Below are 16,879 nucleotides of genomic sequence, written 5' to 3' on the forward strand. Positions count from 1 at the left end.
CGAAGTCGCCATTGGGATTCGATAGATGAATAATGGATCGGTTCGTTACCGTTAATAACGCCGAGTGCCTGCAATGCAGGAATGAGGGTGGTACCGCGATAAATTTCGTCCCTTACAATTTTTAGGAATTGTAAGGGACTTTTTGTTTATGAAAATGATTTATAGGAGGAAATAAAATGAATTTAGCAGAAATGAAACAACAATTTGATGCGATTCGTCAAGATGTATTAGCTGCATTAGAAACAGTTCAAACGTTAAAAGAAGTTGAGCAAATTCGTGTGCAACAATTAGGAAAAAAAGGACCTATTACAGAAGTTCTAAAAAATATTAAAAATATCGTTCCAGAAGAACGTCCACAAGTAGGAGCGTTAGCAAACGAATTACGTAGTATAATTGAAGAAAAAATTACAAGTATTAAAGCTGACTTAGAAGCAAAAGCATTGGTGGAATCTTTACGTAAAGAAACAATCGATGTTACAATGCCAGGTCGTCCAATGACAGTCGGTACAAAACACGTATTAAGTCACGTGAGTGATGAAGTAGAAGATTTCTTCATTGGATTAGGATACCAAGTAGTAGAAGGTCCAGAAGTAGAATCAGATCACTATAACTTCGAAATGATGAACTTACCAAAAGATCATCCAGCTCGTGATATGCAAGATACATTTTATATTACACCAGAGTATTTATTACGTACGCAAACTTCACCAGTTCAAGCACGAACAATGGAAAAACATGATTTTTCTAAAGGGCCATTAAAAATGATTAGTCCAGGACGTGTATTTAGACGTGATAATGATGATGCAACTCACTCACATCAATTCTATCAGATTGAAGGATTAGTAATTGATAAACATATTACAATGGCGGACTTAAAAGGGACATTAGCTGCATTTGCCAAAGAATTATTTGGTCAAGAACGTGAAGTTCGTTTACGTCCAAGTTACTTCCCATTTACAGAACCTTCTTTAGAAGTAGATATTAGCTGTTTCAAATGCGGTGGACAAGGCTGTTCAATTTGTAAAGGAACAGGTTGGATTGAAATTTTAGGTTCAGGGATGGTTCATCCAAACGTATTAGAAGCTGCTGGAGTAGATTCAAGCGTTTATGGTGGATTTGCCTTTGGATTAGGACAAGACCGTATTGCAATGTTGAAATATGGAATCGAAGATATTCGTTCACTTTATACGAATGATGTTCGTTTCTTAAATCAATTTACGAAGTAAGGAGAAGAGAATATGAAATTATCGTATGAATGGTTAAATGAATATTTAGATTTAAGTTCAATTACTCCTCAAGAATTAGGGGAAAAAATGTCACGTACTGGGATTGAGGTAGATAGTGTATCTGTTCCAGGTGAAGGACTAAGTGGTTTAGTCGTAGGTCGTGCATTAGAAGTAGTGGATCATCCAGATTCAGATCATTTACATGTCGTAACCGTAGATGTTGCTGAAGAAGAACCATTACAAATCGTTTGTGGTGCACCAAATATTGCTAAAGGACAAAAAATTATCGTAGCGACTCATGGAGCACGTATTGCTGGTGGTCATAAAATTAAACGTGGAAAATTAAGAGGAGTAGAGTCTCAAGGGATGATTTGTTCTCTTCAAGAATTAGGGCTTCCTTCTTCATTAGTACCAAAAGAATATGAGCAAGGCATTTACGTATTTGAAGATGATGCGATTAAAGTTGGAATGGATGCTGTTAAAGCATTAGCATTAGATAGTGCGATTGTGGAATTAGACATTACAGCGAACCGTGCAGATGCTTTAAGTATGAGAGGTTCTGTTCATGAAATTGGTGCTATTTATAATTTAGAAAATACATTAACACCAGATGAATTTTTAGAAGGTGGGTCGTCTTCATTAGAATCATGGATGACAGTATCGGTTGAAGATGAAGTAGATGCTCCAGCTTATCATTTACAAATTATTAAAAATGTGACCGTAAAACCAAGTCCACAATGGATGCAAAATCGATTAATCGCTGCAGGTGTTCGTCCAATTAATAACATCGTCGACGTTACAAACTATGTTTTAATGGAATATGGACAACCGTTACATGCATTTGACTATGATCGTTTAAATTCAAAACAAATTCATGTTCGTCGTGCAAAAGATGGAGAAACATTAGTAACATTAGATGGTGTTGAGCGTACATTAAGTAATGAAATTGTCATTACAGATGGAGAAAAACCAGTTGCCTTAGCTGGTGTAATGGGCGGATTAGATTCAGAAATTATTGAAACTACAACAACTGTTGCATTAGAATCAGCATTATTTGATCCAAAATCTATTCGTTTAGCTTCTCAAAAACATAATTTAAGAAGTGAATCAAGCAGCCGTTTTGAAAAAGGAATTAATAAAGCGACTATTTTACAAGCTGGTAAGAGAGCTGCAGCATTAATTGCTGAATTAGGAGATGGTGAACTAGTTGAAGGAGTAGCTTCTGCTCAATCACTAACATTAGAGTTACCAGTAGTTTCTATTTCATTAGAACGCTTAAACCATGTTTTAGGAACTAGCCTTTCAACAGAAGAGGTATTACAAGTATTTAAACAATTAGCTTATCCAACAAAAGAAGAACAAGGAGTATTCCATGTAACAGTTCCTGCGTGGAGATTTGATATTTCGATTGAAGCAGATTTAGTCGAAGAAGTTGGACGTATTTATGGATATGATAAAATACCTTCAACATTACCGACAACTGCAAGTACTCAAGGTGGATTAAATGAGAAACAACGTTTTGTTCGTTGGACACGTCAATTTATGCAAGGAGCAGGTTTATCACAAGCTTATTCTTATGCATTAACAACTCCTGAAAAATCTCATTGGTTTACAGTAGAAGAAAGACCAAGTATTCGTTTAGATTTACCAATGAGTGAAGAGAGAAGTGAATTAAGACAATCAATGCTACCAAGCTTACTTGAAGCATTACAATATAATGTCGCTCGTTCTCAACAAAATGTTCGTTTATTTGAAGTTGGGAAAGTATTCTCTATTGGTAATAATGGTTCTGAAGATTTCCAAGAAAGAGAAGTTATCGGAGCTGCAGTAACAGGAGAATGGGGACATGCTTCATGGCAATCACCAGCACAACCTGTTGATTTCTTCGCATTAAAAGGAGTATTAGAAGCTTATTTTGCAGAATTAAACTGTAATGATCGTATTCGTTTTGTTGCAACAGATGCAATTCAACAATTACATCCAGGACAAACAGCTTATATTTATTTAGGCGAAGAATTAGTTGGATTTATTGGAAAAATTCATCCAGTGATTCAAAAAGAATTAGATTTATCGGATACATTTGTATTTGAATTATTAGTGGAACCTTTATTAGTTGAAGGATTACAAGAACGTGTGATTCAATCTGTACCAAAATTCCCATCAATGACACGTGATATTGCGTTATTAGTTCCTGTTACAATGGCACATGCAACATTAGAGTCAGTGATTAAAAAAAATGCAGGTCAATATTTACAATCAGTTACTTTATTTGATGTATATAAAGGGGAACATGTACAAGAAGGTTACCAATCATTAGCTTATTCGATTCGTTTCTTAAATAAGGAAGCTACTTTACAAGAGGAAGAAATTAAACAAGCAATGGATCGTATCCAAACAGCCTTAGTTGCATTAGAGGATGTAACCATTCGTTAAGGCGCTACGGAATAAAAGAATTTCCTTACGTAGTAAGGTCGCCAGCAGCCTCGCTCTGCGAGTCTCATGGCTAAAATTCGAGCCTCGGTCTCGAATTTTTCCTACAAAAAAAGCCAGAAATTTTCTGGCTTTTTTTGTTTTTACTACGAAGGAAATTCTTTTATTCCTTCGCTTGTAACGTTGAAAGAAAGAACTTTCTTTGTCTGTGTCTTTAATTTTCTTTAAATAAAAAAATATTTTTCCGCCTTTTTTTCGTATATATAAGTGAAGTGTAATTTCTAGTGAAAAGTCAATGGAAGATACTTTCAAACAATAGAGAGAGGATGAAATTATATGAAAGAGAGAATTGAAGGTGCAAGACCAATGATGGATTTAATGGCAAAGAAGATATTTAGTAATACGGAAATTACTACGCAATTTATACGAGACATATTTGATTTACCTGTCGAACAAGTAAAAATTTTAGAAAGTACACAAATACACGAGTTTTATTTGGATGAATTTCCATTTTCCACCCATATTGATGTTTTGGCAGAATTGGATGATCAAACACAAATTATTATTGAAATACAATTAGCTCTACAAATTGACTTTATCAAGCGTTTGTGTTTATATTTATGTGAACAAGTTTCTAAAAATATGAATACGCATAAAAAAGATGGCACACAAACCTATCATCTCGCAAAGGAAATGATTCCAGTATATGCCATTGCGATTACACAGGAACGATATTTTGAAGATGATCGAATGTATCATTCATTTAGCTTAAGAGATGATGATTCTTACGAAGAATTAAAAGTATATTTTAAAGGAATCAAAGAAAAGCGTAACTTAATGCGTATGGCATTTTTAGAATTAGATAAATATGATCCAACTAAAATAAAACATTATAGAAAAGTTCGATGGATTGAGTTTTTTGGTAACAAACCTTATACACAAAATCCAGAGGCAATACTAGAAACAGCAGATATGATTATGAATCGAACCGGCTGGACAGAGGAGGAACGAACGATGTATGATGATCGAACAAGAAAATTAGATGGCTACTATGCCCATTTAGAGTATGTCGCAGAAGAAAAAGAACTAGCAAGAATGGAAGGTATATCAGAAGGTGCCATTACAACTATTGTTAGCTTAATCAAAGATGGAATCCTCACAATTGAAAGTGGGGCAAAGAGATTAAACATGTCAGAATCAGAATTAACTTCGTACTTATCATAAAAATAAAAAGTTGTTACATCCTTATTAGTAGATAAGGAGTAACAACTTTTTTTGTCAAACAAGCAAAGAAAATTTTTATTCGTTCTTTATTCATGCGGTATGTCAATCGTTTCGTTTCTTTCCCACATTGGGATGCTGCACATTACAACTAGGAAAATGAAAGCTGATTGAATCCAAAATAGTGCTAAGTCGAAAATTCCGTGAACCGCAACAACGACTAAAAATGAAACATATAATCCAACAATTGGACGTTTTTGAGGTTGACGATTCATTTCAATCAAACTACGAACAGGTTTGATACTAGCAATCGCTAATAATAAAGTACCAATATATCCATAACTTAAAATCGTATCAATATAGATACTATGTGCATGTTCATGATAAATGGCACCGATTCGTTGATAGCTATGCATATACGTTAATGGCCCTTCACCGAAAAATGGATTTTGTTTGAAAAGCGTGAATCCTGCATTCCAAATGGAAATACGTTCATCCATGGACGAATCTAATGTTCCCATTCGAACTCCAATATCATTTGAAAATAGGAAGAATAGTCCAATAATAAAGACGCCAACACTTAACCAAAATGCTCGAGAACTTTTAATCGTTGTAAATAAATAGATAATAGCCCCGCAAATAATGGCTGGGAAAGCTGTTCTATTTTGAGTAAAGTTCAATCCGAATAAATTGATAAAACAAGCGATAATACAGATGACTTTCCATTTCCAATTTTTGGTCGTTGTGAAAAGGTAAAAACCAATCATAATACAGAAACAACAAATGATTCCGTAATAATTTGGATTAAAGAATGTAACCTCAGCACGATTTTGATGCCAGACTTGCATATTTGGTGCTAAAAATGCGTAGTTAAATTTATGAACAATTTCAAAATGTTCTAAAAAGGCAAATAGCGCTGCAAATATACTTCCTAATAATATCGTCTGTAATACAATGTGGAAAAAGTCTTGATTAATCCGTTTCTGGTAATAAACAAAGAATATGGCAAACCATAAAAATAAAATGGAAGCTGCAACTCCTAGTAAATTTCCACTAACTGCTGAGATAATTGTGCTATAGGTAATAAACGTTAATAACACGGGATAATTCAGTAGTTGTCTTAAAATACGTTTCATTTTTCCTGTGAAAATTAACAGGATAAAATAAAACAAGAACAATGATAAAAACAAGTAAAACGGCAAGAAGATGCTGACAATCATTAAATAGAGTGCCAAATCTTGGTTTGGGAATCGCTTGATCTTATCAAGGATATACATTAGTTTCATAATAATTCCTTTCTAAAAATGAGAATGCTCTCAAATGAATGGTATGATATCTGACTTATTTTACCATTTTTCATTGAAATGGGAAACATTTTTAAGCAGATTATAACTTTTCTCATAAAAAACATAGGCACGTGAGCAACATAGAAGACAAAAAACTTATGATAATGATATGATATTTGTAAATTAAATCGTATAGATATTTTAAATAAAGATGAAAGAGGGAAAAAACATGAGAGAATACGATATTATTGCAATTGGTGGAGGAAGCGGCGGTAGTGCTACGATGAATCGTGCAGCCATGCATGGAGCAAAAGCAGCCGTTATTGAAGGAAATATCATTGGGGGAACTTGTGTAAATGTTGGGTGTGTTCCTAAAAAAGTAATGTGGTATGGAGCTTTAGTTTCAGAAACACTTAAAAATTATGCATCAGATTATGGATATACAATTGGAGAAACTTCATTTGATTTCAAAAAATTAAGAAAAAATCGTCAAGCGTATATTGAACGTTCACGTCAAGCATTTTCAAATAACTTCAATAGAAATGGAATTGACTATATTGAAGGATATGCTCGTTTTGTAGATAAAAATACAGTAGAAGTAAATGGTGAACTGATTCGTGCAAAACATATTGTCATCGCAACAGGTTCATATGCTTTTGTTCCAAATGTTCCAGGTAGTGAACTTGGTGGAACTTCTGATGATGTATTTGCATGGGAAGAATTACCAGAATCAGTATCAATTATTGGTGCAGGATATATTGCTGTTGAATTAGCAGGAGTTTTACATGGATTAGGAGTAAAAACTGACTTATTCGTTCGTAAAGGTGGACCGTTAAGAGGATTTGACCAAGGTATTGTTGAAGTGTTAGTGGAAGAAATGAAGAAAAATGGTCAACCATTACATACACATAAAGTTCCTCAAAAATTAGAAAAATTAGACAATGGAGATATTCAAATTCATTTTGAAGATGGTACAACTCATACAAGTCAAAAAGTTATTTGGGCAGTTGGACGTAAAGCGAATGTTAGCCAATTAAATTTAGAAGCAGCAGGAGTGGCTTTAAATGAACGTGGATTTATTCAAGTAGATGAATATCAAAATACTACAACACCTGGTATTTATGCACTAGGGGATGTTTCTGGTGAAAAAGAATTAACACCAGTAGCGGTTAAAGCGGGTAGAACATTATCAGAACGTTTATTCAATGGAAAAACAGATGCAAAAATGGATTATGAATTAATTCCAACAGTTGTATTCTCTCATCCAGCGATTGGATCTATTGGTTTAAGTCAAGAACAAGCGGAAGCAAAATATGGTGCTGAAAATATTAAAGTATATGAATCAAACTTTGCAGGAATGTATTCAGCCATTACAGTTCACCGTCAAATGACAAAATTAAAATTAATTACATTAGGTGAAGAAGAAAAAATTATTGGCTTACACGGAATTGGTGAAGGCGTTGATGAAATGATTCAAGGTTTCGCAGTTGCGCTTAAAATGGGAGCTACAAAAGCAGATTTTGATGCGACAGTAGCAATTCACCCAACAGCTTCAGAAGAATTTGTAACAATGAGATAAGAACAATTTAAAAGATAAGGATGCTTTTGTTTCGGCAAAGGTATCCTTTTTTGTTTACATGATATTAGTTGAAGAATGAAGGAATTGAGTGTATGATAAATTGTCATAAGATTTTAGGAGGAAAAAAAGTGAAAAAATACCAATATTTAATTTTTGATTTAGATAATACAATTTTTGATTTTTGGGGAGCAGAAGACTATGCTTTATCTCGTATTAGCCAAGAAGATGGATTAGAATGGACTCCAGAAGTTTTAGAAGTTTACCGTACAATGAATAAAGGCTTATGGGAACAATATGAGCAAGGAGAGATTTCTCAAACTTATTTGAATGAAGAAAGATTTGTTCGTTGGTTTGCATATTATGGAATTCAGGTAAATGGAAGTGTTTGTGAGAAAAAATTCCGTCACTATTTAGCAGAAGCGAATACGATGATGCCAGAAGCATTAGACATTATTCATGAATTAAAGAAAGACTTTGTCATGGTTGCAGCTACAAATGGAATTGAAGAAACTCAATTACTACGTTTGAAAACAGCTGGCTTAGAAAACTTCTTTGAAAAGTTATTTATTTCTGAAGTAGTGGGATATCGTAAGCCAAGTAAAGAGTTTTTTGAAGCTGTAGTAGAGCAAACTGAAGGAATGACGATTGAGAACGCCTTGATGATTGGGGATAGTTTTAAGGCGGATATTTATGGAGCGAGTCGTGTTGGAATGGATACTTGTTGGTATATGGAAAATCCAGAACGACCAACTGAACCTGAGGAATTGTTGGCTGTAGAGCCAACATATCAGATTGGGCATTTATCCGAACTGAGAGAGTTTATTTATTAAAGGATTTAGTTATAGTAGCATTAGGACGCAAGCAGCCACCTGGCGGTGTCTCATTGCTGTTACTATGAGAATCCTTGGGTTCGGTCATATATATAGGGACGTATAGAATGTTAATGGATTTTTTGGGAGAGGATAAGAATGGATCATATTGAATTATATGTAAGTAATTTACAGAAGACAAAATTATTTTATTCTAAATTTTTAGTTCAATTAGGATTTGAATTGTTTCAAGAATGGGAAGAGGGATTTTCTTATAAAAAAGGACAATTTTATATCGTATTTGTTCAAGTCAAAGAAAAATATCAATCAACTAACTACCATCGTTGTCATGTAGGATTAAATCATCTGGCGTTTTCTTGCTCTGATAAAAAGATTATTTCAAATATAAGAGAACAATTGATAGAAGAGAATGTAGAATTATTATATGATGAAAAATATCCATATGCTGGTGGGAAAAATCACTATGCATTATATTTTGAAGATCCTGATAGAATAAAAGTTGAGATTGTATATCATTAGTAATTTATTTTTTAATGGATTTGTCTATAGTAGCATTAGGATGGCAGCAGCCCTGCGGTCTCTCATTGCTGTTACTATGAAAATCCTTATATCAGTCATCTGATAGAATATCAAACTACAAAACAAAAGGGATAAAATCACGTTCTATGAAACGATGATTTTATCCCTTTTCTATATTTTATGCGGCCGGCGGGACTTGAACCCGCACAGGTATACACCCACTGCCCCCTCAAGACAGCGCGTCTGCCATTCCGCCACGACCGCTCAATGTATGTAATCGTATCAAAGTTTTCCTTAGAATGCAAGTGTTAAAAATCGATGAAGGTTTACGGCTTTTCCTTTGAATCCAATACTAAACTTCCACGGCATCTACCACAACGGAATTTATTGGTATCAATTTTTCTCATACGGTGAAAAGTAGCCCCGCAAGACTTGCAAGAATAAACGTATCGATAAGGTTCCATTCGTTCTACAAAACGGAGCCCCTCAACTTCTCGTAAGAGCATTTTAAAATCTCTATCTTGGTGTCGATAACCTTTTCCTTCTTGATGTAAGTGATAATGACATAATTCATGTTTAATAACGCCAATTAAGACTTCTTTACCTAGAATCGTTTCAACTTTAGGATTAATCTCAATGTTTCCTGTTTTCAAAATATAACGTCCACCAGTTGATTTTAAACGAGCATTATAAGTGATTTGATGGCGAAACTCTTTATGAAAGTATTTTTTTGAAATTTCTTGACATAATTGTTGTAAGCCTAATTCTTTCATTTACATCCATTCCTTTATTTTAATGTATCCATTGTAATATAAGAGAGGAGATTATTGCAATTCATTGACGTTCTTCTATTATAAGAGTAAAATGACACTCGGAAGATTTTAAAGACCTGGAGGAAAATGTGTGAAAATAGTAATTGTTGGTGGAGGTAAGGTCGGCGAAGTACTTTGCCGTGAACTAACTTCAGAAGCAAATGATATTGTTTTAATTGATAAAAACCCAGTCATTGTAGAAAGAATGATGAATAAATTTGATATCATGGGAATTGTTGGAAACGGCGCAAGTTATGATATTCAACAAGAAGCAGGAGTTGCGAATGCAGATATCTTTCTTGCTGTATCAGAAATGGATGAAATTAATATTATTGCAGCCATTTTAGCAAAACAAATTGGAGCGGAATATACAGTAGCTCGTGTTCGAAATCCAGAATATTCTCAACAATTGAATTTTGTTAGAGAAAGTTTAGGAATTTCCTTATTAATTAATCCGGAATTATCAGCAGCACGTGATATTTTTAAAATTTTTAAATATCCATCTGCTTTAAGTGTGGAAAGTTTTGCAAGTAATCGCGTAAGTCTGATTGAGTTGGAAATTCAAGACCATTCACCATTAATTGGATTAAGCTTGAAAGACTTCAGAAATCGATTCGGAACTATTTTAGTTTGTGCAATTCAACGTGATTCTGAAGTATTTATTCCAAGTGGGGATTCTTTTATTCAAAAAGGTGACCGTATCCATATCACAGGAGCATATGAAGATATTTCTACCTTCTTAAAAATTACAAATTATATTACCAAACAAGTCCGTTCTAGTTTAATTGTTGGTGGAGGAAAAATTGCTTACTATTTATTAGATATGTTAAAAACGACTAAAATCCATCCAAAACTGATTGAAGTCAATGAAGAACGTGCGAAATTCTTAAGTGAACAATTTCCAAATGCAACAATCATTCATGCAGATGGAACAGATCATGATGTATTGGAAGAAGAAATGTTGACAAATTATGATGCCTTCGTTTCATTAACAGGAATTGACGAAGAAAACTTAATTTTATCAGTATTTGCTAAACACCGTGGAGTTCGAAAAGTTATTACTAAAATGAGCCGTACTGGTATTTTAAAAGTATTAAAAAATGTCGACCCACAATCTATTATTACGCCAAAACAAATTGTTGCGAATGAAATTGTTCAATTTGTTCGTGCTCGTGCGAATACAAAAGGATCAAATGTAGAGGCCTTATATCGTGTAGCCGATAATCAAGTAGAAGCATTACAATTCCGTATTGAAAGAAATAGTCGTGTTTGTGGCATTCCTTTATCAAAATTAAAAACAAAATCGAATTTATTAATTGCCTTTATCGTTCGTGGGGAAAAATTAATTTATCCGGATGGAAATGACCAATTAGAACCACATGATAGAGTAATCGTCGTAACAACTCAGAAAAACTTCGATGATATTATCGATATTTTGGAATAGGAGTTGATGATTTTGCAAAGAAGAACAGTATGTTATTTGGTAGGAAAAATTTTACAAGTAGAAGCTTTATTATTACTTCTACCATTAATCGTTAGTTTGATTTATCGTGAAAGCCTCCATCAACTGTTAAGTTATGCTGGAACGATTGCTTTGTTAGTAGTTATCGGGACACTTTGTACACTAGCAAAGCCTAAAAATATGAAAATCATGCCACGAGACGGAATTGTAACGGTAGCGTTAAGTTGGATATTATTATCATTTTTTGGTGGTTTACCATTTGTATTTGCAGGAGAGATTCCTAATGTAGCAGATGCATTTTTTGAGACGGCAAGTGGTTTTACAACAACTGGATCAAGTATTTTAAGTGATTTGTCTATTTTAGGATATTCTTCCTTATTTTGGCGCAGCTTTACCCATTTAGTTGGTGGAATGGGAGTTCTAGTATTTGCGTTAGCGATTTTACCAAGTACAGGATCTGATTCCGTCCAGTTGATGCGTGCAGAAGTTCCCGGACCAGTTTTTGGAAAATTAGTATCAAAATTAGCAAAAACTGCCAGAATTTTATATGCAATTTATTTAGTGATGACTGCGATATTAGTCATTATTTTGATGCTTGTTAAAGTTCCGTTATTTGATGCCTTATTATTATCATTCGGGACTGCTGGAACTGGTGGATTTGCGATTAACAATGCAGGATTTGCCATTTATCAAAATCCTGAGATGGTTGAGTGGATTATCGGTGTTGGGATGATGCTATTCGGTGTGAACTTTAACTTATATTATTTCTTATTATTAGGATCGATTCGAGAAGTATTGACGGATGAAGAAGGACGTTCTTATATTGGAATTATTGCATTTGCATCTGTCGCTATTTTTGCTTCATTAAGTATCGTTCAATCACAATTGGATGTTCCATTCAGAAGTGTATTCTTCACAGTTTCATCGATTATTACAACAACTGGATATTCTACAGCTGATTTTGGGTTGTGGGGTGTATTTCCTCAAGTAGTGTTATTACTGTTAATGTTTATTGGTGGATGTGCTGGTTCTACTGCTGGGGGAATTAAAGTTTCTCGTGTCGTAATTTATTTCAAAAATGCCATCGCAGAAATTAAAAAAATGGGACAACCACGTCGAGTGATTATGTCGAAGTTTAACGGAAAAGTAGTTGACGATAAAATGTCGAGTGGAATTGCGAATTACTTATTAGTATACGTGGCTGTATTTTTGGTATTGTTAATTTCTGTTTCTATTGAAGCACCTGACTTTTTAACAGCATTTTCAAGTGTTGCAGCGACTTTTAATAATATTGGTCCTGGTTTAGGAGAAGTGGGACCAACAAGTAATTTCTCTATGTATTCTGATTTTAATACGATTTTATTATCTCTTGGAATGATTGCTGGACGTTTAGAGATTTATCCAATGATTTTATTATTCTCTACCACTTCACTAGGAGCGTTCTTCATTTCTGAAAAATAGGGGGGATCGTTTTGAATCAATTAGTAAAGGGAAGAATTTACACATTAATTGGAGCCATTTCGTGGGGATTATCTGGAGCCTGTGGTCAATATTTGATGAATGATTCAGCAGTTTCTCCTATTTATTTAACAGCATTACGAATGATGATTGCAGGTTTAGTTTTAACTTTATTTGCATTTTGGAAACAACCAAAACAATTTCGTGAAGTAGTGAAGTCTCCCAAAATAATGGGAAGAATGTTGTTCTTTGGAATTTTTGGATTGATGTTATGTCAATTAACGTATTTATTTGCCATTCATACGTCCAATGCGGGAACGGCGACTGTACTGCAATATACTTGTCCGATTTTAATTGTCATTTATGTGAGTATAAAAGAGAAGACAGTACCAACGGTAATGGAATTTGTTGCAATATTTTGTGCGTTAGTTGGTACGTTTGTTATTGCAACTCATGGGAATCCATTTAACTTATCCCTTAGTCCAGCAGGATTATTTTGGGGAATTATTTCTGCATTTACCTATGTATTATATACTTTGTTGCCAGGTAAATTAATTCAGCAATGGGGAAGTTTAGTTGTAACAGGATTAGGACTATTATCTGGTGGAATTTTATTTTATATCGGAAGTGCTAGTTGGCAATATACGATTCAATGGAAACCTTACACTTTATTTGCATTTATTGGTATTATTGGGATAGGAACTATTTTTGCCTATACATTGTATTTAGAAGGAGTTTCACTCATTGGACCTGTTCAAGGGAGTTTATTGGCTTCTGCTGAACCAATTTCTTCGGTATTTTTCTCGATCATTTTATTAGGAGAAATATTTCAAGTAATAGATGTTGTGGGAATCGTACTAATCTTAATAGCCGTTTATCTCATTACAATGAAAGAACAATTGCAAGAAAAACATATGAAAATAAACCATTAGCCTATACCTCTGTGAAGTAGATTCGCAGAGGTATTTTTAGTAAATTCTTAATAAAAATCTCCACAATTTTTCAAAGAAATAGAGTAAGATAGAAAAGTCAAAGGAGGTTAATGACATGAAAAAAATAGTTCGCCCTATAGTGGTGGCTACGATGCTATTAGGACTTGTTTCTCAGCAAGTTTATGCAATTGATACAACAGCCATTAATGAGAAATGGGGGAAACCAACCGTTGTTTATGGTGGAGGATTAAATGATCAACAAATTAAAGAAACATCTAAATTACTAGGAATTAAAGATGAAAATACAGTTACAACAACAAAAGCTACAGGAGAAGATTTAGTGAAGTATTTAGGTGCAGGAGAAGCAAATACTTCAGTAATGATTTCATCGGTGATGGTTCAAAAGAGAAATAAAGGAGAAGGGGTAAAAGTTCATATTGCTACTCCGAAAAATATTACGCTTGTTACTTCTGAACAATATGCTAATGCTGCCATTACAGCAGGGGTAGCTGATGCAGAAATTGAAGTAGCGGCTGTCTCGAAAGTAACTGGTGAATCTGCTTTAACAGGTGTATATAAAGCTTTTGAAGCAAATGGTGTTGTATTAGACGGAAAACGTACAGCCGTTGCACAACAAGAATTAGAATTAACCAATCAAATTGCTCAAGAACAATCGAAAGAAAAAGGCTTTGATGCTGCAAAATTAGACCAGGCTATGATTGATATTAAGAAATCTCTTGCTGAAATTAAAGAAAAACAAGGTCAAGTAGCTACAAAAGAAGATGTTGAAAGAATTGTTAACGAAGCATTGAAAAAATATGGATTAGATAAAGTCATTAGTCCAACTCAAGTGAATAATATTATTCAGTTTGCCTTAAGTTATCAACAAACAAGTGCGATTGATTCCAAACAAGTCTTAGAACAATTAAATTCATTATCCAATACAGTAAAAGGAAAGATTGGTCAATTAGTAGATCAAGCGAATCGTGAAGGTTGGTTGGATAAAATCGTGGCATTTTTTAAAGAAATATTTAATGCTATTTTTAGTTCAAAATAGAGTGCAACAAAAAAGTCCATAGAGCGAATCTATGGACTTTTTACTGTTTAAAATAAAATAAATAATAAACTTAGAACAATAATTAATTGAATACATAAACCAATTAAAGCGATGTATGGCGTATCTAAACGAGTATCATTTTGTTCTTGAGCAATTGAAATTACAAACGTTACGATAAATGTAAACAAATGTAATGTAAAGAAGAATAAAATAACGACTAATAACGCAATTGGAGATACAAATGTCATAAATGCTGTAATGACTAATAAAATAATCGCTAGAGCATTCATAGATTCATATTGTGTTAACCAATAATGGAATACATGTTGTCGTTTTAAGAAAATATGTTTCACACCAAAAGCAATGACTGGGAATCCAAAATAAAATACCGCATAGAATAATAGTAGTTTTAAGAAAACTAAAATATAATTTGGTGTTACTGTTAAGCTAGGTAAAATGGAAATATCCGCTAGTAATTGATATTGAGACAAAACAGCTCGAATACCGTGAGTAGTAATATAAGCTGATAATAACGTCGATACAATAATCATAATGTAACCAAATAATCGACTGTTTTGACGTTTTCTTGAATAATTGTTCGTTGGGTGGATTAGTTTTCCAAAGAAAAAGCTAAAGAAACGAGTAATTCTTCTCCAAAAACTTGAATAAATGGCTTGGTTATTTTTAATACGATATTCTTGATCACTTCTGTTTTCTACAGGATTTGGTTGAGTATTTTTATTTTCTTCATCAAATAAAGATGTTTGAATCGTTGTTGAATTTTCATCTAATTGTTCTTCTTGAATAGTGCCACAGAAAGGACATAATGTTTCTTTCTCATCGATTAATTCGTGGCAGAAAGGGCATTGTTTCACGTAAATTCTCCTTTATCAATCATAATTGATTATCTCTGTTGTATTGTATCATAGAATGCAAGTGGACAAAAGAAAAAGGACTAGAAATCTCTAATCCTTTTATAGTGGCATATACATAATATATGTGTCATGGTGTTCACATCACACATGAACAAACAGCTACATCCGGTAGTGTGCAAGCACATCTGTTCCACTTGACTTAGCAGACTTCTTTGTCTGCTTGTCGCCTCATCGCATAGATAATATTATAACAGACAAGAGAGTTGCTGTCACGCAAAAATATTAAACATCCAAAAATTTTCAATATAAAAAGCACCTTAAAAGGTGCTAAGTTGATTACATTTCAGTAAATGCTAGTGGAACTAAATCACGTAAAATCGTTTCTTTTAATTCCCCTTTATTATTAGAAAGGTAAATTGGTGTATCAGCAGGGCATAGTTCTACTAATACTTGACGGCATAAGCAACATGGAGGTAAGAAGTAATCTGTTTTACCAGCTACAACAAGCATTTCCACATCTTCTTTTTGATAGCCTTTTGTTATTCCAGTGAATAAAGCTGTACGTTCTGCACAGTTTGTTGCTCCAAAAGAAACATTTTCCACATTAACTCCAGTAATCACTGTTCCATCTTTATATAAAATTGCACAACCTACTGGGAAGTTAGAGTAGGGACAGTATGAATGTTCCAATGCGTTTTTTGCATGTACATATAATTCTTCAGGTTTCATAAAAGTTCTCCTTAAATGGGATTATTTTTCACGAATAATTTCGATTTTGTATCCATCTGGATCTTTTACAAAATAGTAGTTTGCTGGATTTCCAGGTAGACCTTTTAATTCTGTTACATCATAGCCTTTAGCTACATGTTCAGCATGTAATCCTTCTAAATCAGCGCTACTAATCGCAATATGACCGTAACCATCTCCGATTTCGTATCCTGGATGTCCATAATTATACGTTAATTCTAATTCGTAATCGTCACCTTCAAAAGCTAAATAAACGATTGTAAATTTGTGTTCTGGGAAATCTTTACGACGAGTTTCTTTAAATCCAAATGCTTCTTGGTAGAAAGCTAAACTCTCTTCTAAGTTTTTAACACGAACACAAGTGTGTAACATTTTTGGCATAGTGGTCTCTCCTTTTATTGTTTTTGTCTTACTAGCATAATGGATTATAGGCTTTATTGCAAGA

15 protein-coding genes and 1 tRNA gene are annotated in these 16,879 nt (G+C 33.7%); 10 read left to right on the top strand and 6 right to left on the bottom strand.

The annotated features are described in order from the left end of the window. The first annotated feature begins 176 nt into the window (after positions 1–176). The 3 genes from pheS (at position 177) to RYK07_RS00140 (ending at position 4,880) form a co-directional block, all read left to right on the top strand. Entirely contained in the window at positions 177–1,226 is a 1,050-nt protein-coding gene (gene pheS, locus RYK07_RS00130) for a phenylalanine--tRNA ligase subunit alpha (protein WP_314851833.1), read from the top strand. A 12-nt stretch (positions 1,227–1,238) separates the two neighbouring features. After that, a complete protein-coding gene (gene pheT, locus RYK07_RS00135; protein WP_314851834.1) occupies positions 1,239–3,659 on the top strand; it encodes a phenylalanine--tRNA ligase subunit beta in 2,421 nt (806 codons plus the stop codon). Positions 3,660–3,992: 333 nt separating this feature from the next. Then, entirely contained in the window at positions 3,993–4,880 is an 888-nt protein-coding gene (locus RYK07_RS00140; RefSeq protein ID WP_314851835.1) for a PD-(D/E)XK nuclease family transposase, read from the top strand. Positions 4,881–4,966: 86 nt separating this feature from the next. Here RYK07_RS00140 and RYK07_RS00145 read toward each other — a convergent pair whose 3' ends face one another. After that, the gene (locus RYK07_RS00145) at positions 4,967–6,163 is read right to left on the bottom strand and encodes an O-antigen ligase (protein ID WP_314851836.1); all 1,197 of its coding nucleotides are present in this window, start codon (positions 6,161–6,163) and stop codon (positions 4,967–4,969) included. Between the two features lie 229 nt (positions 6,164–6,392). Between RYK07_RS00145 and gorA the strand changes: the two genes are divergently transcribed. The 3 genes from gorA to RYK07_RS00160 all read left to right on the top strand — a co-directional run bounded on the left by gorA (position 6,393) and on the right by RYK07_RS00160 (position 9,091). Continuing rightward, on the top strand, positions 6,393–7,742 hold the full coding sequence (gene gorA / locus RYK07_RS00150; protein WP_314851838.1) for a glutathione-disulfide reductase: 1,350 nt from the start codon (positions 6,393–6,395) through the stop codon (positions 7,740–7,742). Positions 7,743–7,870: 128 nt separating this feature from the next. Continuing rightward, positions 7,871–8,572 carry a YjjG family noncanonical pyrimidine nucleotidase gene (locus tag RYK07_RS00155; RefSeq protein WP_314851839.1) on the top strand — a complete coding sequence of 234 codons (702 nt, stop codon included), beginning with the start codon at positions 7,871–7,873 and terminating at the stop codon, positions 8,570–8,572. A 138-nt stretch (positions 8,573–8,710) separates the two neighbouring features. Continuing rightward, positions 8,711–9,091, top strand: coding sequence for a VOC family protein (locus RYK07_RS00160; protein WP_314851840.1), 381 nt, complete (start codon positions 8,711–8,713; stop codon positions 9,089–9,091). A gap of 181 nt (positions 9,092–9,272) precedes the next feature. Here RYK07_RS00160 and RYK07_RS00165 read toward each other — a convergent pair. After that, positions 9,273–9,355, bottom strand: a tRNA-Leu gene (locus tag RYK07_RS00165). Between the two features lie 62 nt (positions 9,356–9,417). Beyond that, positions 9,418–9,864, bottom strand: a complete 447-nt coding sequence (locus RYK07_RS00170) for a SprT family protein (protein ID WP_314851841.1) — start codon at positions 9,862–9,864, stop codon at positions 9,418–9,420. A gap of 130 nt (positions 9,865–9,994) precedes the next feature. On the opposite strand from RYK07_RS00170, the gene trkA reads away from it, so the two are divergent. From trkA to RYK07_RS00190, 4 genes are all read left to right on the top strand, one after another. After that, the gene (gene trkA, locus RYK07_RS00175) at positions 9,995–11,347 is read left to right on the top strand and encodes a Trk system potassium transporter TrkA (RefSeq protein WP_314851842.1); all 1,353 of its coding nucleotides are present in this window, start codon (positions 9,995–9,997) and stop codon (positions 11,345–11,347) included. 12 nt (positions 11,348–11,359) lie between these two features. Continuing rightward, a complete protein-coding gene (locus RYK07_RS00180; RefSeq protein ID WP_314851843.1) occupies positions 11,360–12,826 on the top strand; it encodes a TrkH family potassium uptake protein in 1,467 nt (488 codons plus the stop codon). Between the two features lie 11 nt (positions 12,827–12,837). Continuing rightward, positions 12,838–13,755 (top strand): DMT family transporter, encoded by a 918-nt coding sequence (locus RYK07_RS00185; protein ID WP_314851844.1) that lies wholly within the window; start codon positions 12,838–12,840, stop codon positions 13,753–13,755. Between the two features lie 115 nt (positions 13,756–13,870). Beyond that, positions 13,871–14,812 carry a DUF1002 domain-containing protein gene (locus RYK07_RS00190; RefSeq protein WP_314851846.1) on the top strand — a complete coding sequence of 314 codons (942 nt, stop codon included), beginning with the start codon at positions 13,871–13,873 and terminating at the stop codon, positions 14,810–14,812. 47 nt (positions 14,813–14,859) lie between these two features. On the opposite strand, the gene RYK07_RS00195 is transcribed toward RYK07_RS00190, so the two are convergent. The 3 genes from RYK07_RS00195 to RYK07_RS00205 all read right to left on the bottom strand — a co-directional run bounded on the left by RYK07_RS00195 (position 14,860) and on the right by RYK07_RS00205 (position 16,815). Beyond that, the gene (locus RYK07_RS00195; protein ID WP_314851847.1) at positions 14,860–15,687 is read right to left on the bottom strand and encodes a zinc ribbon domain-containing protein; all 828 of its coding nucleotides are present in this window, start codon (positions 15,685–15,687) and stop codon (positions 14,860–14,862) included. 336 nt (positions 15,688–16,023) lie between these two features. Then, a complete protein-coding gene (gene cdd, locus RYK07_RS00200; RefSeq protein ID WP_314851848.1) occupies positions 16,024–16,416 on the bottom strand; it encodes a cytidine deaminase in 393 nt (130 codons plus the stop codon). Between the two features lie 21 nt (positions 16,417–16,437). Further along, the gene (locus RYK07_RS00205; RefSeq protein WP_314680770.1) at positions 16,438–16,815 is read right to left on the bottom strand and encodes a VOC family protein; all 378 of its coding nucleotides are present in this window, start codon (positions 16,813–16,815) and stop codon (positions 16,438–16,440) included. Positions 16,816–16,879 lie beyond the last annotated feature (64 nt).

The organism is uncultured Granulicatella sp. (assembly GCF_963528315.1).
Classification (GTDB): Bacteria; Bacillota; Bacilli; order Lactobacillales; family Aerococcaceae; genus Granulicatella.